Here is a 26,649-nt window from a genome sequence, read left to right as displayed (position 1 = left end):
TTGAGTAATAGAAATGAATCTTGCCATCAATCGCGTTAACGAATTCCAAACGGGCACTTTAGCTATCTTGTTTGCTTCTATTTTATGGGGCACGACAGGCACCGCCGCAAGTTTTGCGCCTGATCTCAGCCCATTAGCGATTGGTGCTTTCTCTATGGGCGTCGGTGGCCTAATGCAAGCGGGTTTAGCGTTTCGAAAGATCCTATCCGCATTCGACAAGCTTTTGCTGAACAAGAAATTGCTAGCGGTGAGTGCACTGGCTTTGGCGGTTTATCCTTTGGCTTTCTATTCATCCATGAAGTTATCTGGTGTTGCGATTGGTACAGTCGTTTCGATTGCTACCGCGCCTTTCTTTTCGGCACTGTTAGAGTGTCTTATCAGCAAAAAAAATAATATCAACCGACGTTGGCTCACTAGCTTTGCGATTGGTGTGGTGGGTATTGGGCTGTTGGTGTTTTCCGAATCTTCAACGACGAATGAATCCGGTGATGATCTCAAGCTATTAGGTATTGCTTTGGGTTTGCTCGCTGGGTTGTGTTACGCCATTTATTCTTGGGCGACCAAAGCACTGATCGATAAAGGGATTAAGTCACAAGCGGCGATGGGCAGTATTTTTGGCCTCGGTGCGATGTTGTTGCTGCCAACGCTCTGGTTTACTGGTGATAACCTGTTTTCCTCGCAGACCAACGTATTAGTCATTAGTTATCTGACGTTAATTCCGCAGTGTTTGGGTTATGTCGCCTTCAGTTTTGGTTTACGCCATGTCACAGCGAGTAGCGCAAATCTGCTGACTCTGTTTGAACCGGTAGTTGCAGCGGTGCTTGCCGTCTGTGTTGTCGGTGAGCTGATTCCTTTTACAGGCTGGCTAGGTATGTCTCTGATTGTGCTGTGCTTGTTGATACAGTCGAAGCCAGCTAAAAGAGTGTTGTAAACATTTGTTTTATAGAGCCTAATTGAAATTTATTCATGCGTAATTAGTATAATTGAATAAAATGAGTATCTCAGTTTTAAGAGTGCTGTTATTATCGCTATCAATAGTCGGGGGGCATATACCTTATTTGGTGTTTGCTGAGATCGTTAGTCGAGACCCGTTGAACCTGATTCAGTTAACACTGGCGTAGGGAACTATAAGCACTAGATCTACGTCTGCACCCATGAAGCCCCTTCATGAGCCTAATGCGACTTCTCCTTCGATCAGTGTTCGTTCTCCTGCGTCTTGTAAGATAGTAGGAGCGACAATGACACACAGTTCTATTTCAAAAGATTTAACGCCAAAAGCTTCAGTTTCACAGCACTCTGCTGATGGTTCGATTCGAACGAACACTCCGATTGTATTGACTATCGCAGGTTCTGACAGTGGCGGCGGTGCAGGTATCCAAGCTGATATTAAAGCCATGTCTGCTACCGGTAGTTTCGCTTGTTCTGTGATTACCGCTATCACTTCCCAGAACACTCAAGGCGTGTCAGCCATTTTTCCTATCCCGCTCGACCATGTCGCTAGCCAGTTAGATGCGGTTTTTACTGATCTCAATATCGTGGCAGTAAAAGTCGGCATGTTGGCTGATTCTCAAATCATCAACGTCGTTGCAGACAAAATTAAGCAGTACCAACCTAAACACCTAGTGATTGACCCTGTCATGGTCGCGACAAGTGGTGATCTTCTCTTAGAAAACTCTGCTATTACGACGCTAAAGCAAGAACTGATTCCGCTGGCAGACATTATCACCCCTAACTTGCCAGAAGGCGCGGCACTTACCGGCAAAGCCGTACCTGAAAGCGAAGCGGAAATGCAGGGTATGATTGAAGATCTACGCGCTTTAGGTGCAAAAGCAGTCCTACTAAAAGGCGGTCACTTGGAGAAGGATGAGAACAGTAATGACCTACTGATTCTCCCGACGACGTCTGCCTTGATTAGCGCTAAGCGTTTCCCGACTAAAAACACTCACGGTACGGGTTGTACGCTCTCTTCTGCCATTGCTTCTTTCTTGGCTCAAGGCAACACGCTTACGCAAGCTGTCGACCTAGGCAAACAATACATTTCTCACGCGATTGCTCATGCTGATGAGTTGCAAGTCGGTCAAGGCCACGGCCCTGTAAATCACTTCTTCGCTGGACACGGTAATGTTCGTTAATACGGTTGGGGTTCAACTCAGCAATGCCACCTTGCGTTATCGCGATAGTGAATATGCCACCTTATCGGGACTATCACTGAGTATAAACGCGGGTAAGTGGACGGTATTGCTGGGTCGAAGTGGCTGCGGAAAAACGACTGTGTTGCGTTATCTAGCAGGCTTACTGGATGACAAGGTGGAATGGCAGGGCACATTGGCAACGTCCGATGAACTGCCTTTAACCGATCGTATCGCATACATGGCGCAACAAGATTTGTTACTGCCGTGGTTGTCGGTTATCGACAATGTGTGTTTGAGCCATCGCTTTCAAAATTCCGCAGATAAGCATCAAAGCCAAGCTTCTGATAAAGCAGCACAAACTAACCAAGCGCTAGAGCTGTTAGCAGCGGTTGGTTTGGCCGATTACGCGAATGCAATGCCGGATCAATTGTCTGGTGGTATGCGTCAACGTGTGGCTTTGGCTCGAACCTTAATGCAAGACAAGCCAGTCGTGCTGATGGATGAACCTTTCTCAGCGCTGGATGCAGTAACAAGGCATAAGCTACAAAGCTTAGCGTGTGGACTGTTAAGAGATAAAACCGTTGTGTTGATCACTCATGATCCACAAGAAGCGGTGCGTTTGGCGGATAACTTGTATGTGTTGCAAGGCACGCCTGCGAGTGCTCAGTCATTGTCTGTGCCTAACACCCTCACACCAAGAGTGTTAGATGGTGAATGTGCTGAGTTACAACAAGCCATCTTAGATCAGTTGGAGCGTGATTATGAGTGATCTAACGCGAAGCGAAGCGGTGGCTCGTTCAACCAACGCGCAGACTACTACTACACGTCCAAGTCAGATGAATCCCGTTATGCGTTTGCTTATCAGCGGTGCTGTGATTCTGGGCTTATGGCAAATGGTGGTGGTTATTTTCGAGATGCCAAGCTTCATTCTGCCAGCGCCTGCAGAAGTCTTCATCAAGCTAATCGAACGCTACGATGTGTTACTCAAGCACACTTGGGTTACTGCGCAGGAGATCTTACTTGGTCTATTGCTAGGTTTATCCATGGGGCTGTTTTTCGCCCTGCAGATGTTGATGTTCGAACCGCTGAAACGCTGGTTGTTGCCTATTTTAATTGCTAGCCAAGCGATTCCTGTGTTTGCGATCGCGCCAGTGTTGATGCTGTGGCTTGGTTATGGCATTGCCTCAAAAGTCGTCATGGCGGCGATCATAATCTTCTTCCCCGTGACCACTTGTTGTTACGACGGCCTGCGTAATACACCAACAGGTTATCTTGATCTCGCTAAGACGATGGGGGCATCGAAATGGCAACTACTGCGTTATATCCAACTACCTGCTGCGCTGCCAACACTGGCATCTGGCATTCGTGTGGCTGTGGTTATTGCTCCAATTGGCGCAGTCGTCGGGGAGTGGGTTGGTTCGAGTGAAGGGTTAGGTTACCTAATGCTACAAGCTAACGCGCGCATGATCATTGATGAGATGTTTGCTGCCTTGTTCATCTTGGCGGTGCTGTCTATCTCGCTCTATTTCGTTACAGATAAATTACTTAAAAAAGCTATCCCTTGGGAGAACCAGTGATGGTTCGTTCAGTGTTGTCTATCTCAAGCAACACCTCGTTAAAAACTAGATCTACAAACACAATAATAATATTCAAAAGGAAAGGTTAACTATGAAAAATACCAAATTGGTAGGTGCAGTGGCACTGCTTGCTTCGCTAGTTTCAGGCCATGCATTGGCGGATTCTGAACAAAAGAAACTGACACTGATGTTGGATTGGTTTGTGAACCCGAACCACGGCCCAATAGTGATCGCTCAAGAGCGAGGCTACTTTGCTGACCAGGGCCTAGAGGTTGACATCCAAGAGCCAGCTGACCCAAGCACGCCAGCAAAATTGGTTGCTGCCGGTAAAGTCGATTTAGCGGTAACTTACCAACCTAGTTTAACCATGGATGTAGCGGCAGGTTTACCTCTCGTACGTGCATCTACTCTTATCGCAACGCCACTGAATACGTTGATGGTTTTGGATAATGGCAAGAACGATTCACTAGCGGATCTGAAAGGCAAAAAGATCGGTATTGCGATTGCGGGTAACGAAGAAGCGACCATAGGCACCATGCTAGCTCAAGAAAATGTTGCGTTTACAGACGTGCAAACCATCAATGTCGGTTGGGCACTTTCGTCTTCATTGGCATCAGGCAAGGTAGATGCAATTTGGGGTGGCTTACGTAATTTCGAAACTAACCAGCTAGCCCTTGAAGGCTTTAAAGCTAAAGCGTTCTTCCCAGAAGAGCACGGTGTTCCTGCTTACGATGAGCTTATCTTTGTGGCGAACGCAAAGCAGCACGATGATGAAGCGATCAAAGCGTTCAACAAAGCATTGGAACAAGCAACAACTTACATCGTGAACCACCCACAAGACTCGTGGAGCGAGTTTGTCGCGTATTCACCAGATACGTTGAATAACGAACTTAACCAACGCGCATGGAATGACACGCTGACTCGTTTTGCACTTCGCCCTTCAGCTGTTGATCTAAAACGTTACGACGATTATGCCGAGTTCATGTTCGACAAAGGTATCATCAAATCACTACCAAAAGCCGCAGATTACGTACCGACTTTTGACTAAGGAATCTCATGAAATACCAAGACTTAATCCAAGCCTGTCAGCAAGATTGGCAAGACTACACCGAGCATGATTTTGTTAAAACTCTGGCAAACGGCACTCTCGCTCAGCCGTGTTTTCTGCATTACCTGAAGCAAGATTTTCTGTTTTTGAAGCAGTATGCCCGTGCTTATGCATTGGCAATTTACAAGGCGAAAACCTTGGCTGATATGCGCCGTGCACTGCCAAGTGTTCATGCTCTGCTAGATTCTGAAATCTCTCACCATGTGACTTACTGTGGTCAGTGGGGATTAACGGAATCGGATTTGGAAAATGAACCTGAAGATTTCGGTACAGTTGCTTACACGCGCTATGTTCTAGATGCGGGTATGACGGGTGATCTTGTCGACTTATATGCGGCATTGGCTCCGTGTTCAATCGGTTATGCCGTGATTGGTAAAGCGCTGTTAGAAAGCAGTGATACTGTTTTGGAAGGCAACCCATACGCAAGCTGGTTACAGCTTTACGGCGGTGAAGAATTCCAGTCTGGCGTGGCAACGGGCGCGGAATACTTCAATCAACTACTGGCTGAAATTGATATTAACAGCGAGCGCGGTCAGAACATCGTTCATATCTTCAAAACCGCAACGCGTATGGAAGTAGCTTTCTGGCAGCAAGGGCTGAATTCACTTAATGAGTAATCACGGCTAAACCTTGTCGCTAGCCAACCTGCAGCGGCTTAAAACGACTTTCACGAATAAGGATTTATCCATGTTAACTGAACAAATCATCCAATCGTTGCGCGCAGTACGAGAGCAAAAACCACTGGTTGTGAACATCACCAACTACGTCGTGATGAACAATACTGCCAATGTATTATTGGCGATTGGCGCTTCGCCTATCATGGCGCACTCACAACAAGAACTGGCTGAGATGATGTCTTTCTCTGGCGCGCTTGTGATTAACATTGGCACGTTAGACAGTGTTTGGACGCCAAGAATGCTTTTCGCGGTTGAACAAGCGAATGCCAATAGCAAGGTTGTGGTGCTTGACCCTGTGGGTTGTGGCGCAAGTACGCTGCGTACCGAGACTTCTCGTGAAATCGCTCGTTTAGCGGATAAGTTGATCATTCGTGGTAACGCGTCTGAGATCATTGCGCTAGCGGGTGAGCAAGCACAGAACAAAGGCGTTGATGCACTAGATAGCAGTGACGCTGCATTAGGCGCAGCGCAATGCTTAGTCGCTGAATACGGTGCGAATGTGGTGATTTCTGGTGAGACGGATTACGTTGTCACGAAAGACAGTGTTGTGACGTTAAACAACGGGCACCCAATGATGCCGTATGTGACCGGCATGGGTTGTACCTTAACTGCATTGACGGGCGCTTTCGCGGCTGTCGGCGATGACAGTGGTTTGGCTGCTGCGGCGGTATTGGGTGTGGTTGGTGAAATCGCGGCGGAAAACTCACGCGGCCCAGGTAGCTTGCAAATGAACTTACTTGATGAGTTATATCAATTGGATGAAGAGACGTTGATCCAACGTTTGAAGGTTCAGTAGATTCAATCTGGCTATAAGCATTTAGCTCACTAAAAAGCCCCTAACACGAATGTGCTAGGGGCTTTCTTATTATATAAACCGTGTTCGCTATGTTTTTAATAAGCGAGGCTCTAAATAACAGAGACTTAAAGTCAGCTAGGTTCTAAATCGATTCACTTGGCTCTCTAAGTGATGAGCAACTTCGGTTAAGTCACTTGCTGCACCTGAAATGCTGCTGACCGACTCTTGGTTGCTCTGCGCGATGGTATTTGCACCTTGCGCGTTTTCACCCAGTGACTTGGTTAAGCAATCTTGCTCGTCGACAGATACTGCGATCTGGCTGTTGGCCTGATTCAAATCTTGGATGTGTTGGTTAATCACATGCAAGTTCTGAGAAGCTTGCTGTGCCTGAGTTGAAGCATCTGAAACCGTGCTGTGGCTCTCTTTGATCGACTCTAACGCATCTTTAGCGCCACGTTGCAGTGAGGTGATGAGTTCATCAATCTGGCTTGCAGAATCTTGGGTACGCTTAGCGAGCGTTCTTACTTCATCGGCTACCACAGCAAATCCGCGACCTTGTTCACCCGCACGAGCAGCTTCAATGGCAGCGTTCAATGCCAATAGGTTAGTTTGCTCAGAAACGCCTTTGATTACTTCAAGAATGGCACCAATATTCATCGACTCTTTGTGTAGGTCAGTCACTTTTTGGCTGCTGACCTGCATGCTTTCATCGGCACTGCCAATTTCGTGCAGTGTTTTGTCTACTTCTTTCAGTCCCATCGCCACATTCTCGGTGGCTTGGTTTGCAACTTGAGAGGCGTGGTTAGCACTTGCAGCAATTTCTGATGTGCTAGAAGCCAACTGATCTGCGGCTGACGAGATATTGATCATCTCATTGTTCAACTGGGTCGCGTTGGTCGAGCTGTTATTGGTCACTTGATTAAGTGATTCAGACATCTCACCAATACGCACACTAGAGCGGTTCACTTGTCCTACGATATCGCGTAGAGATTCAATGGTGATCTCCATGTTCGTTAGTAGCTCGCCAATCTCGTTCTTGCTCTCAATGTTCACTTCAACATTTAAGTTACCTTGAGAAAGCTCGTTGGTGATCTGTTTAACCTGTGCGATACCTTTGGTTATCGAGCGAGTCACCAACACAGCGCTCGTCATGCCAATCACCAAAGCCACACCTGTTAGCAAGAAGATGATTTGAACTGAACGTTTTTCACTGGCTTGCAGTACTGGTGTGAGTGCTTGCTTTTGTTGCTCGAGAATACTTTGAGCATCCGCGACCGCGATAGCCAAGCTGTCACCAATCGAGGCAAGCGTTGCAGTTCTTTGCGTGTTCTCAATCATCTGCTGATGAACTTGTTCAAAGCCTTTTGCATACGCTTCACGCTGGTTAGAGAAATCTTCAATCAACTCGCTTTGGTAAGGGGATGATTTGAGAGACTCAATGTCACCTTCAATACCCGGCAACGCGTATTCAAAGATATCTTTACCCGCTTCATAGGTTTTTAGGTCGTTGTTGTTTGAGTAACTCAGTACAGTGATCTTGGCTGCGAGGAAGTTCTCCATCAACATACCGGCATACAAGCTCGCGTTTGGATCGTTGTTGTTGTAAGACTCATACAATAAGCTCTGAGCGGCTTTGAGTGCGTTGGTTTCTCGTTTGACCATCTCGACATTCACCAATTGGTCGATGAGCAGCTGGCTCTGTTTCATTGAGCCATAAGCCGTGTCAAATGCCGCCACGCTGTCTTGCACTAATTGCAGGCTAGCTAGGCTATCGGTTTTGGTAGTGGTTTGAATTAGGTTGTTCAGAAGATCATCAATCGCGAGTTTACTGGATTGATAATTTACTTCGTATTGCTCATCCAATGACTTTAAATAACGTTCAGAGGCTAAGCGCATCTGCAGAAAATGCACTTGAATGTTGCCTGACAGTGTCGCTTTCTGGCTAAGTACACTGTATTGACTAAAGCCGTTCGACAAGGTTTGGATACCTTTGTAACTCACAAAGCCTGAAATGACGAAAAAGAGCAAGCAGATGGCATAACCTAGCTTGATCTTAAATGCTATAGAAAGGTGGCGCATAACTATCCCTATATTTACCTGATTCCTTCACTGCGAAGTATTCCATAAAACAGTGTTTTGGGCAGGCTTAAGTGAATAGTTTGTGTAATAAGTAACGCTTTCGTTAAAAAATCCGGTTTTTTAGTATCGTTTCAATGGGTTGCATATTTGTTAGAGCATGCTTAATTGAGCTAATTGTTTATTAACTTCCATGCACATGATGCAAATTGTCGGTAAAATAGTAGCAACGCAATTTAGACTCCGACTCCAAAGGTACGATATGAATCCTTATAAGCTCTACTTGGTTACTGATGACCAGCAAGATCTAGAAACGCTTAAGTTCGTGGTTGAACAAGCGATCGCTGGTGGCGTCACTATGGTTCAAGTAAGAGAGAAGCATGGAGATGTCAGAGCTTTTATTGAACGTGCGCAGGCTGTTAAGTCGATTTTGGCTGGTTCTGGTGTCCCGCTGATCATTAACGATCGGGTAGACGTTGCGTTGGCTGTGGATGCTGACGGCTTACATTTAGGACAGTCAGATATACCTGCTCAGTTAGCGCGTCAGTTGATTGGCCCAGATAAGATTCTTGGGTTATCAATTGAAACTGAACAGCAGCTACAAGAGGCCGATAGTTTGCCGATCGATTACATTGGCCTCAGTGCGCTTTTTGCAACACCGACTAAGACAAATCTTAAGAAACATTGGGGTTATGACGGCATTAAAATGGCGTTGGAGACAACGAAGTTACCGATTGTCGGTATTGGTGGAATTAACGAATCGAACATCCCACAGTTAGTTGAGAGTGGTATTCATGGGTTAGCACTGGTATCTGCGATATGTCACGCTGAAGATCCAAAACAAGCGACGCAAGTTCTGTTGTCTCTAATGGGAGAGTGAAGGGGTTATAGACTAGAAAACAAATGAGGTTAACCATTTGTTTTCTAGTTAAACAACAGGCTCATAGAAAGGCTAAATTGACCTATCGATTGAGCTTTTAAGACAATTTATTGAATACACAGTTTGGTTTACTGAGCGCATAGAGCAACAGTACCGATGATCATAAGAACGATTGCGGCATACCAACCGTATTGTGCGGTCTTATTAGCAACAAACACCTTAATGTAGTTGAGTTCTTCATGCGCCATTGCAATGAAGTCCGTGTAGTTAATCGACAACTCGCGGCTCGCTTCTTTCAAATCTTGCTGAAGTTTGTTGAAAGCCTCATCGATGAAGCCTTTTGTTTCTGAAACAGACGGAGTAGCAACCAAAGTTAAGCTATTCCAAACTGCCATACGCGATTCATATTCGCTTTCACTGACACAGTTAAGTACGCGTAAATCATACTCTCGTTTGTTACGCTCTTTCCCCATTTTCTCAGGGCAAATATTTCCTAAAACGTTCACGACAAATTTCCCAAAAGGTTCATTTAGATATAAAAAAGCACTCGAAGAGGGCTCATAAACTGGATGCGAATCAATATTCAAAAGTGATCTATTTGAAGCTGTCACAAGTGGTTGCAGGGCAGGGGCACTTATGTGGGAGATTTGAAGTTGGGTCAGTGGTGTTAAAGAGCGATTTGGTTTTGTCGATATAAGTTTGATAAGACAAACCCTTTGGGATCGCATACTAGTTATGTCACTTTGGGATATCAACTAGGGTGTTTTATCCACACGACAAAGAAAATTATCGGCACGAAAAGCGGAAATGAGGTAGTGCTGGAGAAAACACCACCGTCACTGACTTACGATTCAGTTGCTGAAATAGGCTGAACTCAAGAATTGGGGGGAGATTAGTTGGCTTGCCACTGATTGTTCTCTAATGAGTGGCCTTTTAGTTTTTCAAGTAAACTTGTTAACACTGGGCCATTGATATGGCTGCGAGACACTAAGCAACCCACTGGAGTAATCCAACCACCATGCTCGTGTGCCACTGGTAGTGCTACGAGATCACCTTTCTGAATCCCTTCCATCACCATCATTTCAGGCACATTTGCCCACCCTACGTTCTGTTCAACGAGATCGATGATCGTTTTGTGGTTGTTGGCATACCAAAGCATCGAGCTGATACCATAGGTGAACCACAATTCGCGCTGCTTCGAACTACGGTGCACACATTGGCGGTAGCGCTTTAGATCTGAGTCTTGAACGACGGGCATTTGGCTCAGTTCGTGAGTGGCGGAGCTAACCGTAAGAAAACGTGCTTGACCCAGCAAGAAGAAATCCATGTCTACCTTAAGTTCTCCGTCCGCGTAGATGATACCAATCTGAGCTTTACCACGTCTCACTAGGTCCTCAACATCAAAGGTTGAGGTGGTAATAATATCGAAGTGTGTGATTGGGAATTGATCGGCTAGTGAGCTGATTATCTTAATAAAATTCTTATCTATGATGCTCTCATCAATGGCAATGATCAGTTCGTGTTCATCTTCTTGGGTCAGCGATTCTACTTTTTGGTCGAAGTACTTTTGTTGGTCGAGAATCGACTTAGCGACAGGCAATAAGGCTTTACCTGTGGAGGTTAAAACGGGGATGTTCTTCTCTCTGTTGAACAACTCTTGGTCGATGGCAATTTCTAGGTTGGCGATCGACTGACTGACCCCGGATTGAGCGCGTTTTAGCTTGCGTGCGGCCGCCGAAAAAGAACCACTTTCACACACGGTGACGAAGACTTTTAGTTGCTCAAAACTGTACATGCTATCTCTCGCTCAATATCAAATAAGGGTGATAACGCTTAGGTTATCACTATTCGTGATGGCTGTTAACTTTCTCTTATTATTTCGGATGACATAATCCTACCTAATCCAACACATACTAGATTATTTAGAGGAATGTATGAGTACCTTAGAAAGAGTGTTTCACTCAGTGTTATTCGAAGTTTTGGCCGTAACACTATCAATTATAGGCTTAGCGATATTTACCGATCATGATGTGAATGCCTTATCAGGAACCATGATAGTTGTTGCGACCATCGCGATGATTTGGAATTACTGTTTTAACCGCATTTTTGATCGCTACTTTACGGGTGAAAAATCTCAGCGTTCACTTAAGCTGAGAATATTCCATGTCGTTTTGTTTGAGGCAGGCTTGCTGGTGGCGACGATCCCTGTGATGGCTTACTTACTTGATGTGGGGATTTGGCAGGCATTTTTAATGGACATCGGCGTGACCATTTTTATTACCATTTACGCGTTTGTGTTTAATCTGATTTACGATCATGTGCGAGCATTCTTAGTGCACAGATCTTTCGCGGTTAAATTTGGAGCGAGCTAAAAGTGGTCTTAATCGTGGCGAGGGAGAAGTAACCTCGTCATTCTAAGCTCATCTCCGTCAACACTCCCTCAAAAAAGCGCAAAACGCTTTTAACCGATCCTTCGGGAAGCGTTTTGCTTTTTAGTGATGCAACGTTATCGGCTTTCCGTGCGATGATTATCTCTTATCCCGTTATGTGTCGCGAGTTTGGTGAGTATTCGACTTGCACAGTCTCAATCTTAAGTACAATCCTTTTCATCTAGTACCTATATAAGTTAGAAGTCTGTTTCGTTGGAACAGGTGTAGTATGGTTTTTATTCGATTGTCAGTTTTAGCATTTAGCGCCATATGGATTAATAACCAGCCAAAAGATAAAGGGTTGAGTGAAATTAAGTCCGTACTTAGATGTAACCTAACAAGTTACCGAAAAAACGAGGTTAATAATGGTATGATCGCGGGCTCAGCACCATAAGTTATAAAGAATAGGAAACAGAATGACTCACCTTACCGAACAGCAAGAAGCTGCAATGGCGACGTTTAAGGAAAACTTACACCTTCCAAATGGTGGTTTTCATAAACTGATTATCGAGCTAAGTAAGGAATATCAGCTGCCTTTCCAAAAGGTGCGTGCGGTTTTAAAGAAAGCTCAAAAAGATGTTGAACGACAGATACGAGAAGACTTTAACAGTGTTGATGACACAGTACTGAGCCAAGCGAATTGGGTAAATATCATTAAGTCGAAGCTTGTTGAGTTAGCGGAAGAAAACCAAACGGTTATGGATAAGCTGCAACAAAACCTGAAGTATCAAAAAGTGTTGTCGGCAACCGAAGGTTCAATCGCAAGTGAAGACGAACGTGACGAGTTGATTGAAGAGTTGATTCAAGCTTATGAGAAAGAGGTGTTCAAACCTTTACTGGCGATGCTGCATACAACAAAGCTGTATTGGAAGTTAATGCTGGTGGATGAGACCTGTAAGATGAATGAGGAGAATCGTGAGAAATTCAGTGATTACCCTCAACACATGCAAGCTGCAGAGCACTTATATACTCTCGATCAGAAGTTAAGGTCGATGCCGTTAACTTATTAGTCCATGAATGCACTGATAATGACGCATTGGTGATTCAGAGTTCGATATAAGTTGTTTTAAATAGAAGCACGATAACCTAGCTAGCGTTAGCCGCGTGTGAAATGCAAAAAGGGCTAGGTTTCTGGTCTGTTTTACTTCTACTCTATTTTGTTCTGCTAGAGCGAATTGAGGGTGACATCTTTTACATCTTTGGGACTAGACGGTGTTTCTTTTGTAGCCTTTGGGAAATGCTATAGGAGTGTGAAATGTCCTAGGGTGTTTCCGTTGCCTGAAACGATAGTTCCGATGCTTTCTCGTTCATTAAATTCAAAGTCGATGAGATAACTGTGATGTTGTAGCTTGGGCAATATGTGGCGGTGTAGTATATCGCTATTGAGCTGTCGAATCTCGGTGACCCATGAAATCTCTTCTTTGTGTAAGTCTATTTTAATCTTGAGCATTTATTACCTTTTAGTTTATTGACTGTTTTTTCGCGTGATAGTTGGTACCAATGGGTTTGTCGTGTTGTTCTGCGTGACATAACTGTGCCTTGTGTTTATTACATTTATATTTAATAAGTCGATCTATTTTGAATTCGCTAAAAAGAAAGCAAATGACGAATAGAACGGTAGTGGGATCTAATTTAAAAGCTATTGAATGACTATCTGGGTGAAAGCTGACGCAGAGATGGTGTAACGAGGAATCGAGAACTGTCTTTGTGGAACTTGGACTTACTTTAGCATTAACAGCTCTATAGATTAGAGCCAGGTGGCGAACTATACGCCTAGTTTTTAAAATTACAACCCTATTTAAATTAAATTCAAAAATATTTTTGAGTGATTTGTCATCGCTTACTGAAGGTTAAATGAGCGAAGGTCAGGGGACTTACCATGATGCCTGAGTGATGTTTGGCTTTGCACCGCTTCGTATTCTTTGTCATTGGTGGTTTTATTTGTTTCGCTAATTTGGTGGTAATTAAGCCTCTGTTATATATAGTGTTTACATTGTAAATTACAATTCGTAAATCTGAGGTTTAGCGTTGTAATTAGGAGGTTTAGCGTTGTAACTCTGGGACTTAGCGTTGTAATTACAGGGTTTTCGGGCACTTTCCCCCATCAGTTTTTTTCTTTAGATTGATGAGCATTCTCCTCTCCGTGTTTTTTGTTATTTCTGATTCCTAATGTCTCTCCTGACTACGCAAAACATGAATACTCACTTTTACGTTTCTGAATAATAAAGTTGTTGTGCCGCCAATTTAACGCAAATATAATTGATAATAATTCTCACTTGCGTTACAAGTTTGTTGTCAAAGCAATGACAGACTTTAAATTATCGTTATTTAGCCGTTGTGTACGCCCCATACTCATCTATGAGTAATGTGACTTTTATTGTCATGAGTGGTGGTTTGTACCAATGGCAAAGGAAGACACATGAAGAAAACAATCAATTTAGTTCGCCAGTTATTGGGTGGGCTTGCTATCGCTCTTGCATCATCATTGATAATGATCGCTCAAGCGGAAACAATCACCATTGAACACGTAAAGGGCACAGCGCAGTTTACCGAAGTACCACAGCGCGTTGTGGTACTTGGCTTTGGTAGCTTGGATGTGCTTGATCAGATTGGTGTACAACCAGTTGGCGCACCTCACAGCTTGCTGCCTGACTACCTAGCTTCGTACAAAGATACGACGGCAAATACGGGATCATTGAATGAACCTGATTTTGAAGCTATCTACATGCTGAAGCCTGACATCATCATTGCCGAAAACCGTATGCTTAAGATTTACGATCAACTAGCAAAAATCGCTCCGACCATCATGTTCTCTATTGACGGTGATAAATACTGGGCTGATGCTCAGCAAAACTGGCGCGTGCTAGGCAATATCTTTGGTAAGCAAGCTGAAGTAGAAGCGATCATTAAAGATACTCAAGCTTCTATCACGGCGGTAAACGACAAAGTCGCGTCTGAAGAAACTTCAGCAATGATGCTAATGAACAACGGCAACAACATTGCGATGTTCAATAAGGGCAGCCGCTTCTCAATCATCTTTGACGACTTTGGTTTTGTGGAGTCAAAGAGTGCGACAGTGGCTCCGATTAAAGGGAATCACGGCAATCTAATCTCGTTTGAATACATTGCTGACGCAAAACCTGAAGTGCTTTACGTGCTTGACCGTGAAAAAGCGATCGGTAGGTCAGAAGGGCGCGCACAAGAGCTGTTTGATAACCCACTGGTTGCGGCAACACCTGCAGCGCAGCAAGGCAAAATCGTTTACCTTGATTCAAGTGCTTGGTATCTGGTAGCTGGTGGCGTCACAGCGATTCACAGAATGTTGGGTGACATTGAACGTACGATTCAATAGTGACTAATCATCAGATTCTTGGGCTTATAAGAGTGTTCTTATAAGCCCTTTTTCCCTTTTTTATACGGTCTCCCCGATCCTACCATTAGTATTACTTCTATGTTGAAACCCATTGCAGCTGCTGTATTTCTTGTTGTGTTATGCGTTGCGTCATTAATGATTGGAGTCGCTGAGATTAGTTTTAGCGATTTTTTCAATGGCAACCAACACGCCAACTCTATTTATGTTGTTAGTCGGATCCCTCGACTATTCGCGATTGTGCTTGCTGGTGCTGGCTTGAGTGTTGCAGGCTTGATAATGCAACAGATTGTTCAGAACAAGTTTGCTGCGCCTTCGACGATGGGCACGATTGACTGTGCCATGCTTGGGTATATAGTCGGTATTCTGGTGCTGGGCAATGCAGCGCAATGGAGCTATTTAGGTTTCATTTTCGCGTTTGCGGTTTTCGGGACCATGCTATTGGTCCGCTTTCTACAACACTTGAAGTTCAAGAATGCGGTGTTGGTACCTTTGATTGGCATCATGTATGGCAACGTTATTTCCTCTCTAACAACCTTTATTGCTTACAAATACGATTTAGTGCAAACCATGTCGGCTTGGACAATGGCGAACTTTGCGAGTGTGTTGCAAGGCAGCTATGAAATCCTTTACCTCGCAGTTCCTGCTTATGTATTGGCATACTACTTTGCGAGCCAGTTCAGTGCGGCAAGTATTGGAGAAAGCTTTGCAAAAAACATCGGACTCAATTATCAGAAGATCGTCTTCATTGGTGTTGCATTGGTTGCTATCTGCGCCTCTTCTGTGGTGATGATCGTTGGTGTTATCCCATTTCTTGGCCTTATCGTGCCGAATATCGTGTCGCTGATGATGGGTGATAACATGAAGAAGATCCTACCTTGGACTGCCTATTGGGGCGTGATCTTGGTATTGGCCTGCGACTTGTTAGCTCGAATCGTTATCTTCCCTTACGAGATTCCAATCTCAATGGTAATCAGTGTCTTTGGCGGCTTGATTTTTATCTACCTGATCATGAGAGACAAGTCGAATGCGTGATTCAGTAAAAATTGCGATTCTGGCTATCGCGTCTTTGGGTATGGCGGCAGTATTTGTGGGGCAGGGACTTACGTGGGATAACTACGAGTTCTTCTTGTCTTTGCGACTACCAAAACTGCTGTCGATTGTGTTGGCGGCGGTGGCGATTTCGGCGTCGTCATTGGTGTTCCAAACCATCACTAATAATCGAATTCTAACCCCATCCATCCTGGGCTTTGATAGCTTGTATATGTTGGTGCAAACGGTACTTCTGTTTGTGTTTGGCAGTACCAGCTTTTGGGTGATTGATTCAATCGCAAACTTTTCGATGTCTGTAACTGTGATGATCTTGTTCTCGTTTGCTCTGTTCCATTTCTACTTTAAGAGCAAGCGAAATAACGTATTCACACTGCTTCTGATTGGCATCGTGTGTGGCAGCGTGTTCTCGAGCTTAGCGAACTTCCTTGCGATGTTGATTGATCCGAACGAATTTGCGGTGCTGCAGAATGTGATGTTCGCAAGCTTCAATAATGTGAAAGGCGAACTGGTTTACCTCAGCCTTATTCCATTGGGACTGAGTTTACTAGGTTTGTGGCTGTTAGCTCCTAAGCTTGATGTACTTTGGCTTGGCGTTGATAACGCGACAAGCTTGGGCGTGAACACCAAGCGACTGACTCAGATTACCTTGGTGATTGTGTCAGTGATGGTCGCGGTATCTACGGCTTTGGTTGGCCCTGTGCTGTTCTTTGGTTTAATCACCGTGAGCTTAGCTCGTCAGATATTCAAATCTTATCAACATCGTGTACTTATCATCGCAAGCAGTTTGTTAGCGGTCGTTCTATTGGTTTCAGGCCAATGGTTTATCGAAAAAGTAATGGCGTTTGAAACCACAGTAAGCGTGATCATTAACTTGGTCGGCGGTTTGTATTTTATGTTCTTGTTGTTACGCACCAGAATTCAGTAAAGGTAGTAAGTAGTGATTAAATTAACAGGTTTAAGTAAGAAGTATGGCAAATCACTCGTGGTGGATGATGCCAGCGCTATGTTCCCGAAAGGGGAAGTGACTTCTATTATTGGCCCAAATGGTGCGGGTAAAAGTACGCTGCTTTCTATGGCGAGTCGCTTAACAGAAAGTGATGCCGGTGAAGTAATTATTGGCGACAAGCTACTGGCTGAATGGGATACCAAAGAGTTGGCTAAGCACCTTGCGGTATTACGACAGTCAAACAACATCAATATGCGATTTACGATTCGCGAATTGGTTTGTTTTGGTCGTTTCCCACATTCACAAGGTCGTTTGAAAGACGAAGATCATAAGATCGTTGATACGGCGCTAGAGCACCTTGGTATTACCGATATTCAAAACAAATACCTTGATGAGTTGAGTGGCGGTCAGCGTCAAATGGCGTTCATCGCAATGGTTGTGGCGCAAGATACCGACTATGTGTTCTTGGATGAGCCACTGAACAACCTAGATATCAAGCACTCTGTAGAGATCATGCAGACGCTGCGTCGTTTAGCTCATGAATTTAATAAAGCGGTAGTGATCGTAATTCACGACATCAACTTCGCTTCTTGCTATTCAGATAACATTGTCGCGATGAAAAAAGGCAAAGTGGTTAAGTCGGGTAAGGTTTCTGAAGTGGTTGAAAAGTCAGTGATGGAGTCGATCTACGAGATCCCATTTGAGATTCGTGAGTTTGATGGTGTTCGAATCTGTATGTATTATTCAGGTCGTTAGATTACAGGGTCTCTAGCCTGCTTAAATCCCTAGTTACCGAAATGAAAAGAGCTCCCAAATGAGGAGCTCTTTTTGTTTTTGCCAGTTTGTATTTTGTTAATAAAAGGTCTGGATTCAAAAGTAATCTGTATAATTTCCTTTGTATTATAATGACTTAATCGACGTAATGTTGACTGGTCATACTTCAACTGGTGTTGGCTTGATGTCACTCGAAGATCTACTCTTCATTTTCTAAAATCAATTGCTATTTTTTCTGATTAACCTCTAAAAATCGTTCTACACTATGGTTATAACTGTTTGATTTCTATATGAGGTGTCAATGAGTCAGAAGCCTATAGTGTTAGTTGTGGATGACACACCAAGCAACTTGGATGTGTTAACGGCAATACTCAAAGACACCTATCAAGTTAAGGTCGCAATTAACGGTACTATTGGAATTAAGATAGCCAAGATGATGCCTCAGCCAGATCTCATTCTCCTCGATATCATGATGCCTGATATCGATGGTTACGAGGTATGTCGCCAACTCAAATCCCAGCCAAATACAGCTCATATACCAATCATATTTGTGACCGCAAAAATTGGCCCAGAAGCCGAAGTGAAAGGGTTATCTTTAGGTGCTGTCGATTACCTAACCAAACCGATAACCCCTGCTATTGCACTCCAGCGTGTGAAAACGCATATCGCACTTTATGACCAACAACGCGCGTTGTTTAGTCAGGTAAAAGAGAAAACTCAAGAGATCAATCTCGGTAAGTTAGAAACACTGAACATATTGGGTAGAGCTGCTGAATTTAAAGACAATGAAACAGGCATGCACGTTAAGCGCATGAGTCACTACTGTGAAGTGCTAGCTAAAGCCTTGGGAATGACTGACGAAGATGCCGAGACGTTGCGTGATGCAGCACCAATGCATGATATTGGCAAGATTGGCATTCCCGATAGTGTGCTGCTAAAGCCTGGTAAGTTGGATGCCGGTGAGTGGAATACCATGCAGAAACACGTCGAATACGGTGTTGAAATTCTTGGTAGGCAGAGCGACTCCAAACTGATGCGTACCGCCATTCAAGTAGCGCAGTATCACCATGAGAAGTGGGATGGTAGTGGTTACCCAAACCAGATAGCTGGCGAAGATATCCCATTGGTTGGAAGAATTGCGGCTGTTGCTGATGTGTTTGATGCCCTGACCGCAGAGCGCCCTTATAAAAAAGCTTGGAGTATCGATGAGGCGCTGAATCTGTTTGAGGAACAAAAAGGCAAACATTTTGACCCAACTATCGTCGATCTGTTCTTTCTTAAGTTGCCCGAGATTCTTGCGATTAAAGAGAAGTTTAGAGATGAGTGATGGCTTGATGTGGTCGCTAAATCGTTTTGTATTATCTCTTGTCATTGGCTTATTGGTGTGGCCACTGGACATTCGCAGTGCAAACGCCGGCGAAGTGACCGATGCAACGTTAAATCAGTGGTTAGAAAACCAACCAACGATTACCTTTGTTACCCTTACCGACCATTACCCATACTCATTTATTGATGATGAAGGAAAGGTATCTGGGATCATAAAAGACTGGGCATTAGATCTTGAAAGTCGATTTGGTGTTCATACTCGATTTATCAGCGTGGACTCACGCGTTAAGGCCAAAGATGCTTTGTTAGACGGGCGAGGCGACGTGTTCCCATTCCAGCAGTTCGACCCAAGTGAAGGTGGGCGTTTTCTTGCGAGTGATCCCTATATTCCTTATCAGGTGGCTGTGATAGTGCCTATCGACAAAAAACTCGATGGGAATCTAGATCAAAATAATAAACGCCGCATTGCTATGGTTAATGAAAACATAGACTTACAAAGAGCTGGCGTCCAGTTGAGCTCTATTGAACGAGTGGACTTTGACAACGTTATTGATGCGGTGCGTGCGTTAGGGGCAGGAGATGTTGAAGGCATGGTCGGTGAACCGATCACCACTATGGAGCTTGCGAAAAAGATTGGCGTGCATGATCTAGCGGTCAACTATGTTTTGGAGCATTGGAAAAAATTAGAAGCGTCGATGGTGATTCGAACTGACGAACCAGAACTACTGACGTTAATCAACAAACAAATTGAAACCTTTGACGTTAATAATAAGAACCAGATCCTATCAAAGTGGCTAGATACCTCTCCCTATCGAGTGCCATTAAAAGGCGTATTTGGCTTTGGTAACCCTCCGTATATGTATCCAGACAGCACTGCGGTCGGGCTAGAACACGACATTATTCAACGTGCTCTTAATGATATGGGGTATAAGCTGGGTGACGTTGTCACTCTTCCTCCTAGTGCCGCTAGAAGAGCCATCGATAACAATAATTCTATTGCCTTTGTTTCTGGCGTTCAGTTTGATGACCCTAATGCACATTTCCTAAGTGATAACGTTCTTAATGTTGAGTTTGTTCCTGTTTCACTGACTCGCCGCAAGCTCAAACTTCAATCCCAGAACGACCTGTCACTAGGGGCGTTATTGTTCGACGAGACCTCACCAATTAAAAATTCTGTTGAAGTGCTGAAGGGTAAGTTGGACATTGTTCGTGTCGAAGATTATGAAGGTCTTGAATCAGCATTCTCACAGTTGAGGGCTCAAAATGTTGACCTGTTAATGGTTGAGCGAAGAGTGCTGGAGTGGTTTATCACCAATACTCGTTTTATTGAAATGGCAGAGCTAACGTTACATGACGAGTATAAAGTTGAGTATCCGATCTATGTTGACTTTAAGAGTGAGGAAATCAGAGACAGCTTCAATGCCGCGATTAACAAACTTAAACAGACCGATGATGGTTTAAGCCAAATTATCGAGATGCAGGTTCAGAATGATCTAAGCCAAGTGCTTAAAAAAGCAAATATTATAGCGCAAATATCCGCGTATTTTATCGTCAATGACCGCTTTGAAGAGTTAACCGAAGTGTTTAAAATTTTCGATACGGACAGTTCATTTCAGGTGATCACCGCGCAGGCGGATAATAGTAATCGCCCAATCAAATCTTGGTACATCGGTAACCTAGTTGATGAATATGGAGAGAAGAAAAACACCTCTCATTTTTCGTCTGTCACCAAGGTGGCAAATTATCAAACCAAAGGAGGGAGCTCCAATTCTGGTTCGATGACTTTCTACTTTGATGTTCAGTCGTTAGAGCGGAACCATGTTTATTTTCCATCGGTCGAACAATTTAGTTCATTCGGAGATGCGGCGAAACGCTATATTGCGGATGTTTATCAAGCGAGTAATTTGACTGGAGAGATCTTAAATCTAAGCCAAAAAGAGAGGAAGTGGATCAAAGACAATCCGGATGTTCGGATAGGTATAGATCCGAACTCGTTGCCTTATGAGGCGATATCCAATACCGGTGAATACATCGGTATGGTTGACGATTATCTAACGCTCATTGAGCAGAAAACAGGGTTAAGTATCAACCATGTAGACGTTGCAAGTTGGTCAGAGCCCCGTAGCTTGGTTGACCATCATGAAGTAGAACTGGTCTCCGCAGCTCAAGAGAATCGTTCGTTAGGCGACAACGTTAAAGCAGTCAAGAGCCTGTTTTCAAGCCGTTTAGCTATTGCATCGAGACGAGACATAAGTAGCTTGGTGCTTGAGGAAGCTGAAGGATGGAAAATCGGTATCTTGAAGAACGCAGCAAATACCGACGCGATTATCAAGAAATACCCGAATGTTGAATGGGTGAAAGTAGTATCCACTGAAGATGGGCTTAACCGACTGGATGATAAAACCCTAGATGGCATGATCGATACTGTTGAAGTCCTAAATTACCTCATTGATTCATTTGGTCATCGTGAGGTCGGAATTATCGGACGACTTGATTTTTTCCTTTCTCCAACCTTACACGTCATTAAGTCTGAACCTTTGCTTTATTCCATTGTGAATAAGGCGATTGAGAGCATTTCTGCTGAAGAACGTCAAAAGATATCGGCGAAGTGGGCTGCGCCAAAAGCGATAGAAAGAGTCGACTATGAATTGGTTTATACCATTTCAGGTTTTGCTTTGGTGATCGTTTTACTTATCGTTTTCTGGAATCGAAAACTCTCGAAACAAATAAGCATTGCCAATGATGCAACAGAGGCGCTTAAGAAGGCTCAGGAGCAGCTCTACAATATGCTTAACAGCTCTCCTATCGCCGCGAGTGTTGTGTTTGAAGAGAAGGTTCGTTATGCCAACGACACTGCGAAACAGCTGTTTGGGGTTGAAGGTCTTGATCTTGATTCTATCGATGTGGCTTCTATTCATGACTCTTTATCCGTTCGGGATGATGTACATAAGGAGCTCAAGCTCAATGGCAAGGTGGTAAATCGGGAGTTGGTGCTTAGAAAATCTGATGGAACCCGTTTCGTTGCTTTAGTCAGCTACTACTTATTCGAGTTAGACGGCGAGATAGCAACACTATTTTGGGCATTCGACATCTCTGAAATGAAGCGTCTGAACGAGCAATTAGAAGAACAGAAAAAGAGAGCGGATCTTGCAAGCCAAGCGAAATCTGAATTCTTAGCCAATATGAGCCATGAAATTAGAACGCCAATGAATGCAATAATTGGTCTGTCTTATTTGGCAATTGGCGAAATATCTAATCCTGTTGCTCGAAACTATATCGAGAAAGTGCACCGTTCAGGGCATTCACTGTTAAGCATCATTAATGACATCCTCGATTTCTCAAAGATAGAGGCGGGACAGCTTGTTATTGATCATATCCCATTTGACCCAATGACCAACTTCCAAGATGTCATTGAATTGATGGAACCCAAAGCGGCTGAGAAGCGACTTAAATTGTCTATGTCGATAGATCCAGAGCTAAACACTCCGTTGATTGGTGACCCATTAAGATTGTTTCAGGTCATTCTGAACCTGATAGGTAACGCCGTTAAATTCACTTCGCATGGACATGTGACTTTGAATGCTATTCATCTCGAATCCAATGATAGCACTGTGAGTATGAAGGTGGTTGTTTCAGATACAGGAATAGGAATTTCAGAAGAGAATAAGCACAAACTCTTTCAAGCATTCAGTCAGGCAGATAGTACTACCACGAGAAAGTTCGGAGGTACTGGTTTGGGGCTAAATATCAGTCAAAAACTCGTGCAAGCCATGGGTAGTGAAATTTCAGTTGCGAGTGTATTGGGTAAGGGGAGTGAGTTCTCTTTCGTTCTCACTCTGCCTAGGTCAGACGCAGAGGAACTAGCACTCTTTAAATCTCAGGAGCTCAAGCTGGATTATCACATCGAGTTTAAGGGGCAAAAGGTATTACTGGTAGAAGATAATGAGTTAAATCAAGACTTAGCGTTGGCATTTTTCAAGCGTACGAATTTGAATGCTGACTTGGCTGAGAACGGAGAAGAAGCCGTCGCGCTAGCCAAAAATAATGGCTATGAAATGATTCTAATGGACCTTCAAATGCCCGTTATGGATGGCTTTGAAGCGACGCGTCAGATCCGTGAGTTTGATACGCAGATCCCTATTATAGCGATGTCTGCCAATGTGTTTGCCGATGCCAAGCAAAGAGCAAGGGACGCAGGTGTAACGGACTTCTTAGACAAGCCGATTATTATCGATAAAGCGACTTCTTTGATCATCAAATACATAGTGCCGGAGGTGATGGTGGAAGGAAAGGCGGCTCTGTTAGATGAGCAAGCAGAGCAACTTGAATGTCTAACAAGTAAACCCAATAGCAATGATGCTGTCAGTGTATTTTCTCAGCAGCGGTTCGATCAACTCACTCTTCATGATTCGGAACTACAAAATAAACTGGTTGGGAAGTTCCATAGTTGTGCGCCAAGCATGATGGTTGATGCGTTTGATAATTTGGCACAAGACGATTGGATTACGCTTGAAAGAAACTTGCATACCTTGAAAAGCATGGCAGTGTCGATTGGTGGACTCCAGTTGGCTGATTTAATGGGAGAGTTAGAAGATAAAGCTCACAACGGTTTGTGTGATGAGCAAGACCTCAGAGAAGGTGAGGTGCGGTTAGTTGATCTCATTGCAGCAACGGACAGCAAGATTGTTAAGCCACATGCAGAGGTGATGAGTGAAGCGAGTGCGATGGGAACTGCGGTCAAAGAAGAACAAAGGCTTAAGCTACTCTCGCTGCTGGAAGCCTATGACAACGATGCAACCCAATACGTGACTGAGTTACTGGCACAGTATCCACATTCAGCAGTTCTTAAAGATGTCCAAAGTGCGTTAGATAATTACGATTTTGAACGAGCCAAAGAGGTTCTGAGCGCTTCTGAGTAGCTGTCTTTTGAACATCACACCCACATTAAAGCCTTTACCTATTGCTGCGAAATAACGAACTAGCTAAAGGCTTTAATTTTATCTGTGTTTCGGATTAGTTACTGACGTGTTGTTTGATGAGATCGATAAGGGTGTTGTATCGGTGCGGAAGTTTTCGATTTCTTTTCTGAACCAAATACAGTGTTTCTTCAACCTTCACTTTAGGTGTCACAACGTGCAGCTTATCTCTGTCTGGAAAGTTTTCGACAGCACCTTCGGGTAACACGGTAAACCCAAGCCCTTTTGATACAGGTAATAGAATTTGGTGAAGTTGATTAATGTAGCCAGACTTCGGTATTTCATTGATGTTGATGTTCGCTAAGTCTTTATCTCCCCATAGGTCAAAATACAAAGACAGGTAATGAGCAGAGTCTGGATGGGCTATGAGGCCGATATTGTGCAGCGCGTCAGGGGTAATCTCTAAGTTAGCAAGGCTGTGGTGGACGATAAGACATAAGGCCTCTTTGCCAATGACTTGGCTTTGGTAGTAGCTGTCGTTGGGTGAGTGCCTCACAATGCCTATATCGGTAGTGCCTTGGAGTAGGTCATTCAATATCTTTTTGTTTGGCGCCGCTTCTAAGTTAATGCTGAGTTCTTGGTATTGTTGCTGTAGTTCAAGAAGTTTTGGGTACAGGCGTAAAGAGAGTGAACCAGAGCAGGATAGGTAACATTGCCCAGCATAAGGATTATCAAAACTTAGAGACTCAAAAAGATCTTCTTGGTCTTTCTCTAGCTTGAGCGCATAGCGATACATAATCCGACCTTGTTCGGTCAGCTCGAAGCTCTTATTTTCTCTCGATAACAGGTCACAATTACAAGCTTGTTCAAGCTTCTTGATGTGTTGGCTGACTCCAGGCTGTGTCATGTACAACTTTTCTGCCGTTTGGGTGAAATGTCCAACTTCAACCAGAGTTTTAAATGTATTGAGCCAAAGTGGATTGATCATGTCCAGCGTCCAAATAACAAAAAATTATTATTATCTCTAGTAATAATAATTTCAACTCTGATGTCTAAAGTAACGCCAATCAAAGTCAATGTGTTGCTATATACCGCTATTGGTCTATTGGTCTATTGGCCGCGGTGTCGAGTTCCTATGAGTAACAAAGTGTTGCGACGTTGTTGGATTTTTGGTCTATTGACCAACTGCGCTCATATTTAGGAACGAAGATGAATAGAAATGTTTGGCTGCTCTCACTGTGTCAGGCCTTATTGATGACGGGTAACATATTACTGATCTCGGTGATTGGTTTGATAGGTAAGCAGATTGCTCCCAGTGTCAGCATGATTACTTTGCCGGTTGCACTGCAGTTTTTGGGCTTAATGGCTGCCACCATTCCTGCGTCTTTAATTTCAGGTAAGTTAGGACGAAAACGAGGGTTTAGTATCGGTAATGTGGTTGGCATTACAGGGGCTGGCCTTGCCACTTACGCGCTATCTCAACAACATTTCTATCTGTTTTGTTTCGCCACTTTCCTTCTTGGGATAGGCATAGGTTTCGGCACGCTTTATCGATTTGCTGCTATCGAAGTGTGTGATAAAAATGCCTGTCATCGAGCGATATCTATCTCTATGGCTGGTGGCGTTTTAGCCGCGGTACTGGGGCCCAACTTGGCAATTATGTCTCAACAGTGGTCGCAAGATGGCTTGTACATTGGTGCTTTTGCTTCTTTGATTGGATTGAACATTCTTGCGTTACTCATCTTACAAACCATTCAGTTTCCAAAAGTCTCTTTTAATAGTCAGGCGCCTAAAGCCGATCCTCTCAGTGTGATTGTGAAAGCGCCTAACTTCATCGGTGCTGTATTCGCAGCCATGGTTGCTTATGCCGTAATGAATATTTTGATGACGGCAACACCATTAGCGATGATTGGTTGTGGGTTCGACTTTACTAAAGCTGCTGGTGTGATTGAGTGGCACGTATTGGGCATGTTTGTGCCTGCATTCTTTACGGGTTCCCTCATCGAGAAGTTCGGTTCAAGAATGATGATCCTTGCGGGTGGTGTGTTATTTGTGGTGAGTATTGCCATCAATATCCATGGCGTATCAATTTGGCACTTCAGGGCGGCTTTAGTTGTACTTGGTGTGGGTTGGAACTTTATGTTCATCGCTGCAACTGGCCTATTCAGCCAGTCGTATCAAGCTCAAAATAAAGCCAAGGCACAAGCGTTCAATGAATTTATTGTGTTTGGTTGTGTAACTGTCACGGCGCTACTGTCTGGGTGGTTGGAGTCAACAGTAGGTTGGCAAAACCTTAACGTTTACGTTTTACCGTTCGTTTTGGCCGTAATTTTGTTGTTTGCATTCAGTGCGCGTAAATCACGAATTCAAAAGCAGCCCGTGTAATGGTTCATCGAATGGTGGTTCAGCAAATTTGTCACCGGAATTAAAGCGCTATTATCTCGAACTGCTAAAAATAAAAAGCCCTACCAAATTGGTAGGGCTTTTGCTCATGGCTTAAATAATGACGTTTTCTTAAAACTGCTGTCGTGGTTTATATCCTGTGACAACAATACTTAAGCTTATTTTGTAAATCCTCATGATAGAGCC

General features: G+C 44.0%; 22 protein-coding genes and 1 riboswitch. Of the genes, 17 read left to right on the top strand and 5 right to left on the bottom strand.

From position 1 onward, the window contains the following. The first annotated feature begins 13 nt into the window (after positions 1 to 13). The 7 genes from Q5H80_RS19235 (at position 14) to thiM (ending at position 6,290) form a co-directional block, all read left to right on the top strand. Positions 14 to 931, top strand: coding sequence for a DMT family transporter (locus Q5H80_RS19235; protein WP_304569684.1), 918 nt, complete (start codon positions 14 to 16; stop codon positions 929 to 931). 98 nt (positions 932 to 1,029) lie between these two features. Continuing rightward, positions 1,030 to 1,141, top strand: a riboswitch (TPP riboswitch). Positions 1,142 to 1,238: 97 nt separating this feature from the next. Next, positions 1,239 to 2,132 carry a bifunctional hydroxymethylpyrimidine kinase/phosphomethylpyrimidine kinase gene (gene thiD, locus Q5H80_RS19230; RefSeq protein WP_304569683.1) on the top strand — a complete coding sequence of 298 codons (894 nt, stop codon included), beginning with the start codon at positions 1,239 to 1,241 and terminating at the stop codon, positions 2,130 to 2,132. Then, positions 2,122 to 2,901: an ABC transporter ATP-binding protein gene (locus tag Q5H80_RS19225; RefSeq protein WP_304569682.1), complete on the top strand. Its 780-nt coding sequence runs from the start codon at positions 2,122 to 2,124 to the stop codon at positions 2,899 to 2,901. Before thiD ends, Q5H80_RS19225 begins: the two co-directional genes overlap by 11 nt. Continuing rightward, positions 2,894 to 3,709: an ABC transporter permease gene (locus Q5H80_RS19220; RefSeq protein WP_304569681.1), complete on the top strand. Its 816-nt coding sequence runs from the start codon at positions 2,894 to 2,896 to the stop codon at positions 3,707 to 3,709. The genes Q5H80_RS19225 and Q5H80_RS19220 overlap by 8 nt, the downstream gene beginning before the upstream one ends. 91 nt (positions 3,710 to 3,800) lie before the next feature. Further along, positions 3,801 to 4,757, top strand: coding sequence for an ABC transporter substrate-binding protein (locus tag Q5H80_RS19215; RefSeq protein ID WP_304569680.1), 957 nt, complete (start codon positions 3,801 to 3,803; stop codon positions 4,755 to 4,757). 8 nt (positions 4,758 to 4,765) lie between these two features. Then, positions 4,766 to 5,434 carry a thiaminase II gene (gene tenA / locus Q5H80_RS19210; RefSeq protein ID WP_304569679.1) on the top strand — a complete coding sequence of 223 codons (669 nt, stop codon included), beginning with the start codon at positions 4,766 to 4,768 and terminating at the stop codon, positions 5,432 to 5,434. Positions 5,435 to 5,504: 70 nt separating this feature from the next. Then, entirely contained in the window at positions 5,505 to 6,290 is a 786-nt protein-coding gene (thiM, locus tag Q5H80_RS19205) for a hydroxyethylthiazole kinase (protein ID WP_304569678.1), read from the top strand. A 135-nt stretch (positions 6,291 to 6,425) separates the two neighbouring features. On the opposite strand, the gene Q5H80_RS19200 is transcribed toward thiM, so the two are convergent. Then, positions 6,426 to 8,369, bottom strand: a complete 1,944-nt coding sequence (locus Q5H80_RS19200) for a methyl-accepting chemotaxis protein (RefSeq protein ID WP_304569677.1) — start codon at positions 8,367 to 8,369, stop codon at positions 6,426 to 6,428. A gap of 259 nt (positions 8,370 to 8,628) precedes the next feature. Between Q5H80_RS19200 and thiE the strand changes: the two genes are divergently transcribed. Beyond that, entirely contained in the window at positions 8,629 to 9,246 is a 618-nt protein-coding gene (gene thiE / locus Q5H80_RS19195; protein WP_304569676.1) for a thiamine phosphate synthase, read from the top strand. Between the two features lie 128 nt (positions 9,247 to 9,374). Here the strand turns inward: thiE and Q5H80_RS19190 are convergent, their stop codons facing one another. Both Q5H80_RS19190 and Q5H80_RS19185 read right to left on the bottom strand, forming a co-directional pair. Beyond that, on the bottom strand, positions 9,375 to 9,719 hold the full coding sequence (locus Q5H80_RS19190; protein WP_065104613.1) for a thiamine-phosphate diphosphorylase: 345 nt from the start codon (positions 9,717 to 9,719) through the stop codon (positions 9,375 to 9,377). A 419-nt stretch (positions 9,720 to 10,138) separates the two neighbouring features. After that, positions 10,139 to 11,041 carry a LysR family transcriptional regulator gene (locus Q5H80_RS19185; protein WP_304569675.1) on the bottom strand — a complete coding sequence of 301 codons (903 nt, stop codon included), beginning with the start codon at positions 11,039 to 11,041 and terminating at the stop codon, positions 10,139 to 10,141. Positions 11,042 to 11,180: 139 nt separating this feature from the next. On the opposite strand from Q5H80_RS19185, the gene Q5H80_RS19180 reads away from it, so the two are divergent. Then, positions 11,181 to 11,618: a PACE efflux transporter gene (locus Q5H80_RS19180; protein WP_304569674.1), complete on the top strand. Its 438-nt coding sequence runs from the start codon at positions 11,181 to 11,183 to the stop codon at positions 11,616 to 11,618. A gap of 473 nt (positions 11,619 to 12,091) precedes the next feature. Continuing rightward, positions 12,092 to 12,685 carry a hypothetical protein gene (locus Q5H80_RS19175; RefSeq protein ID WP_304569673.1) on the top strand — a complete coding sequence of 198 codons (594 nt, stop codon included), beginning with the start codon at positions 12,092 to 12,094 and terminating at the stop codon, positions 12,683 to 12,685. Between the two features lie 230 nt (positions 12,686 to 12,915). On the opposite strand, the gene Q5H80_RS19170 is transcribed toward Q5H80_RS19175, so the two are convergent. Then, the gene (locus Q5H80_RS19170; protein WP_004731601.1) at positions 12,916 to 13,125 is read right to left on the bottom strand and encodes a hypothetical protein; all 210 of its coding nucleotides are present in this window, start codon (positions 13,123 to 13,125) and stop codon (positions 12,916 to 12,918) included. Positions 13,126 to 14,094: 969 nt separating this feature from the next. Here Q5H80_RS19170 and Q5H80_RS19165 point away from each other — a divergent pair. The 6 genes from Q5H80_RS19165 to Q5H80_RS19140 all read left to right on the top strand — a co-directional run bounded on the left by Q5H80_RS19165 (position 14,095) and on the right by Q5H80_RS19140 (position 24,063). Then, positions 14,095 to 15,027 carry a siderophore ABC transporter substrate-binding protein gene (locus Q5H80_RS19165; protein ID WP_304569672.1) on the top strand — a complete coding sequence of 311 codons (933 nt, stop codon included), beginning with the start codon at positions 14,095 to 14,097 and terminating at the stop codon, positions 15,025 to 15,027. A gap of 99 nt (positions 15,028 to 15,126) precedes the next feature. Continuing rightward, complete coding sequence (locus Q5H80_RS19160; protein ID WP_304569671.1) at positions 15,127 to 16,080, top strand: ABC transporter permease; 954 nt, start codon at positions 15,127 to 15,129, stop codon at positions 16,078 to 16,080. Next, complete coding sequence (locus Q5H80_RS19155) at positions 16,073 to 17,023, top strand: iron chelate uptake ABC transporter family permease subunit (protein ID WP_304569670.1); 951 nt, start codon at positions 16,073 to 16,075, stop codon at positions 17,021 to 17,023. The genes Q5H80_RS19160 and Q5H80_RS19155 overlap by 8 nt, the downstream gene beginning before the upstream one ends. A gap of 12 nt (positions 17,024 to 17,035) precedes the next feature. After that, on the top strand, positions 17,036 to 17,800 hold the full coding sequence (locus tag Q5H80_RS19150; RefSeq protein ID WP_304569669.1) for an ABC transporter ATP-binding protein: 765 nt from the start codon (positions 17,036 to 17,038) through the stop codon (positions 17,798 to 17,800). Positions 17,801 to 18,119: 319 nt separating this feature from the next. After that, positions 18,120 to 19,145: a two-component system response regulator gene (locus Q5H80_RS19145; RefSeq protein WP_304569668.1), complete on the top strand. Its 1,026-nt coding sequence runs from the start codon at positions 18,120 to 18,122 to the stop codon at positions 19,143 to 19,145. Continuing rightward, positions 19,138 to 24,063 (top strand): transporter substrate-binding domain-containing protein, encoded by a 4,926-nt coding sequence (locus tag Q5H80_RS19140; protein ID WP_304569667.1) that lies wholly within the window; start codon positions 19,138 to 19,140, stop codon positions 24,061 to 24,063. The genes Q5H80_RS19145 and Q5H80_RS19140 overlap by 8 nt, the downstream gene beginning before the upstream one ends. Before the next feature lie 94 nt (positions 24,064 to 24,157). On the opposite strand, the gene Q5H80_RS19135 is transcribed toward Q5H80_RS19140, so the two are convergent. Continuing rightward, on the bottom strand, positions 24,158 to 25,048 hold the full coding sequence (locus tag Q5H80_RS19135) for a LysR family transcriptional regulator (protein ID WP_304569666.1): 891 nt from the start codon (positions 25,046 to 25,048) through the stop codon (positions 24,158 to 24,160). Between the two features lie 221 nt (positions 25,049 to 25,269). On the opposite strand from Q5H80_RS19135, the gene Q5H80_RS19130 reads away from it, so the two are divergent. After that, positions 25,270 to 26,445, top strand: a complete 1,176-nt coding sequence (locus tag Q5H80_RS19130) for an MFS transporter (RefSeq protein WP_304569665.1) — start codon at positions 25,270 to 25,272, stop codon at positions 26,443 to 26,445. Positions 26,446 to 26,649 lie beyond the last annotated feature (204 nt).

This window comes from Vibrio sp. SNU_ST1, from assembly GCF_030563405.1.
Lineage (GTDB): Bacteria > Pseudomonadota > Gammaproteobacteria > Enterobacterales > Vibrionaceae > Vibrio.
Note: the sequence above shows the minus strand (reverse complement) of the source record. Positions and strands in the feature narration are given on the sequence as shown.

Excerpts from the sequence above, each read along its gene's own strand:
- Q5H80_RS19165 (WP_304569672.1), top strand. The coding sequence starts at position 14,095 with ATGAAGAAAACAATCAATTTAGTTCGCCAGTTATTGGGTGGGCTTGCT.
- Q5H80_RS19200 (WP_304569677.1), bottom strand. The coding sequence starts at position 8,369 with ATGCGCCACCTTTCTATAGCATTTAAGATCAAGCTAGGTTATGCCATC.
- Q5H80_RS19215 (WP_304569680.1), top strand. The coding sequence starts at position 3,801 with ATGAAAAATACCAAATTGGTAGGTGCAGTGGCACTGCTTGCTTCGCTA.
- Q5H80_RS19175 (WP_304569673.1), top strand. The coding sequence starts at position 12,092 with ATGACTCACCTTACCGAACAGCAAGAAGCTGCAATGGCGACGTTTAAG.
- tenA (WP_304569679.1), top strand. The coding sequence starts at position 4,766 with ATGAAATACCAAGACTTAATCCAAGCCTGTCAGCAAGATTGGCAAGAC.
- Q5H80_RS19180 (WP_304569674.1), top strand. The coding sequence starts at position 11,181 with ATGAGTACCTTAGAAAGAGTGTTTCACTCAGTGTTATTCGAAGTTTTG.
- Q5H80_RS19135 (WP_304569666.1), bottom strand. The coding sequence starts at position 25,048 with ATGATCAATCCACTTTGGCTCAATACATTTAAAACTCTGGTTGAAGTT.
- Q5H80_RS19220 (WP_304569681.1), top strand. The coding sequence starts at position 2,894 with ATGAGTGATCTAACGCGAAGCGAAGCGGTGGCTCGTTCAACCAACGCG.
- thiE (WP_304569676.1), top strand. The coding sequence starts at position 8,629 with ATGAATCCTTATAAGCTCTACTTGGTTACTGATGACCAGCAAGATCTA.
- Q5H80_RS19160 (WP_304569671.1), top strand. The coding sequence starts at position 15,127 with ATGTTGAAACCCATTGCAGCTGCTGTATTTCTTGTTGTGTTATGCGTT.
- Q5H80_RS19225 (WP_304569682.1), top strand. The coding sequence starts at position 2,122 with ATGTTCGTTAATACGGTTGGGGTTCAACTCAGCAATGCCACCTTGCGT.
- Q5H80_RS19190 (WP_065104613.1), bottom strand. The coding sequence starts at position 9,719 with ATGGGGAAAGAGCGTAACAAACGAGAGTATGATTTACGCGTACTTAAC.
- Q5H80_RS19235 (WP_304569684.1), top strand. The coding sequence starts at position 14 with ATGAATCTTGCCATCAATCGCGTTAACGAATTCCAAACGGGCACTTTA.
- thiD (WP_304569683.1), top strand. The coding sequence starts at position 1,239 with ATGACACACAGTTCTATTTCAAAAGATTTAACGCCAAAAGCTTCAGTT.
- Q5H80_RS19130 (WP_304569665.1), top strand. The coding sequence starts at position 25,270 with ATGAATAGAAATGTTTGGCTGCTCTCACTGTGTCAGGCCTTATTGATG.
- Q5H80_RS19170 (WP_004731601.1), bottom strand. The coding sequence starts at position 13,125 with ATGCTCAAGATTAAAATAGACTTACACAAAGAAGAGATTTCATGGGTC.
- thiM (WP_304569678.1), top strand. The coding sequence starts at position 5,505 with ATGTTAACTGAACAAATCATCCAATCGTTGCGCGCAGTACGAGAGCAA.
- Q5H80_RS19185 (WP_304569675.1), bottom strand. The coding sequence starts at position 11,041 with ATGTACAGTTTTGAGCAACTAAAAGTCTTCGTCACCGTGTGTGAAAGT.
- Q5H80_RS19140 (WP_304569667.1), top strand. The coding sequence starts at position 19,138 with ATGAGTGATGGCTTGATGTGGTCGCTAAATCGTTTTGTATTATCTCTT.
- Q5H80_RS19145 (WP_304569668.1), top strand. The coding sequence starts at position 18,120 with ATGAGTCAGAAGCCTATAGTGTTAGTTGTGGATGACACACCAAGCAAC.
- Q5H80_RS19155 (WP_304569670.1), top strand. The coding sequence starts at position 16,073 with ATGCGTGATTCAGTAAAAATTGCGATTCTGGCTATCGCGTCTTTGGGT.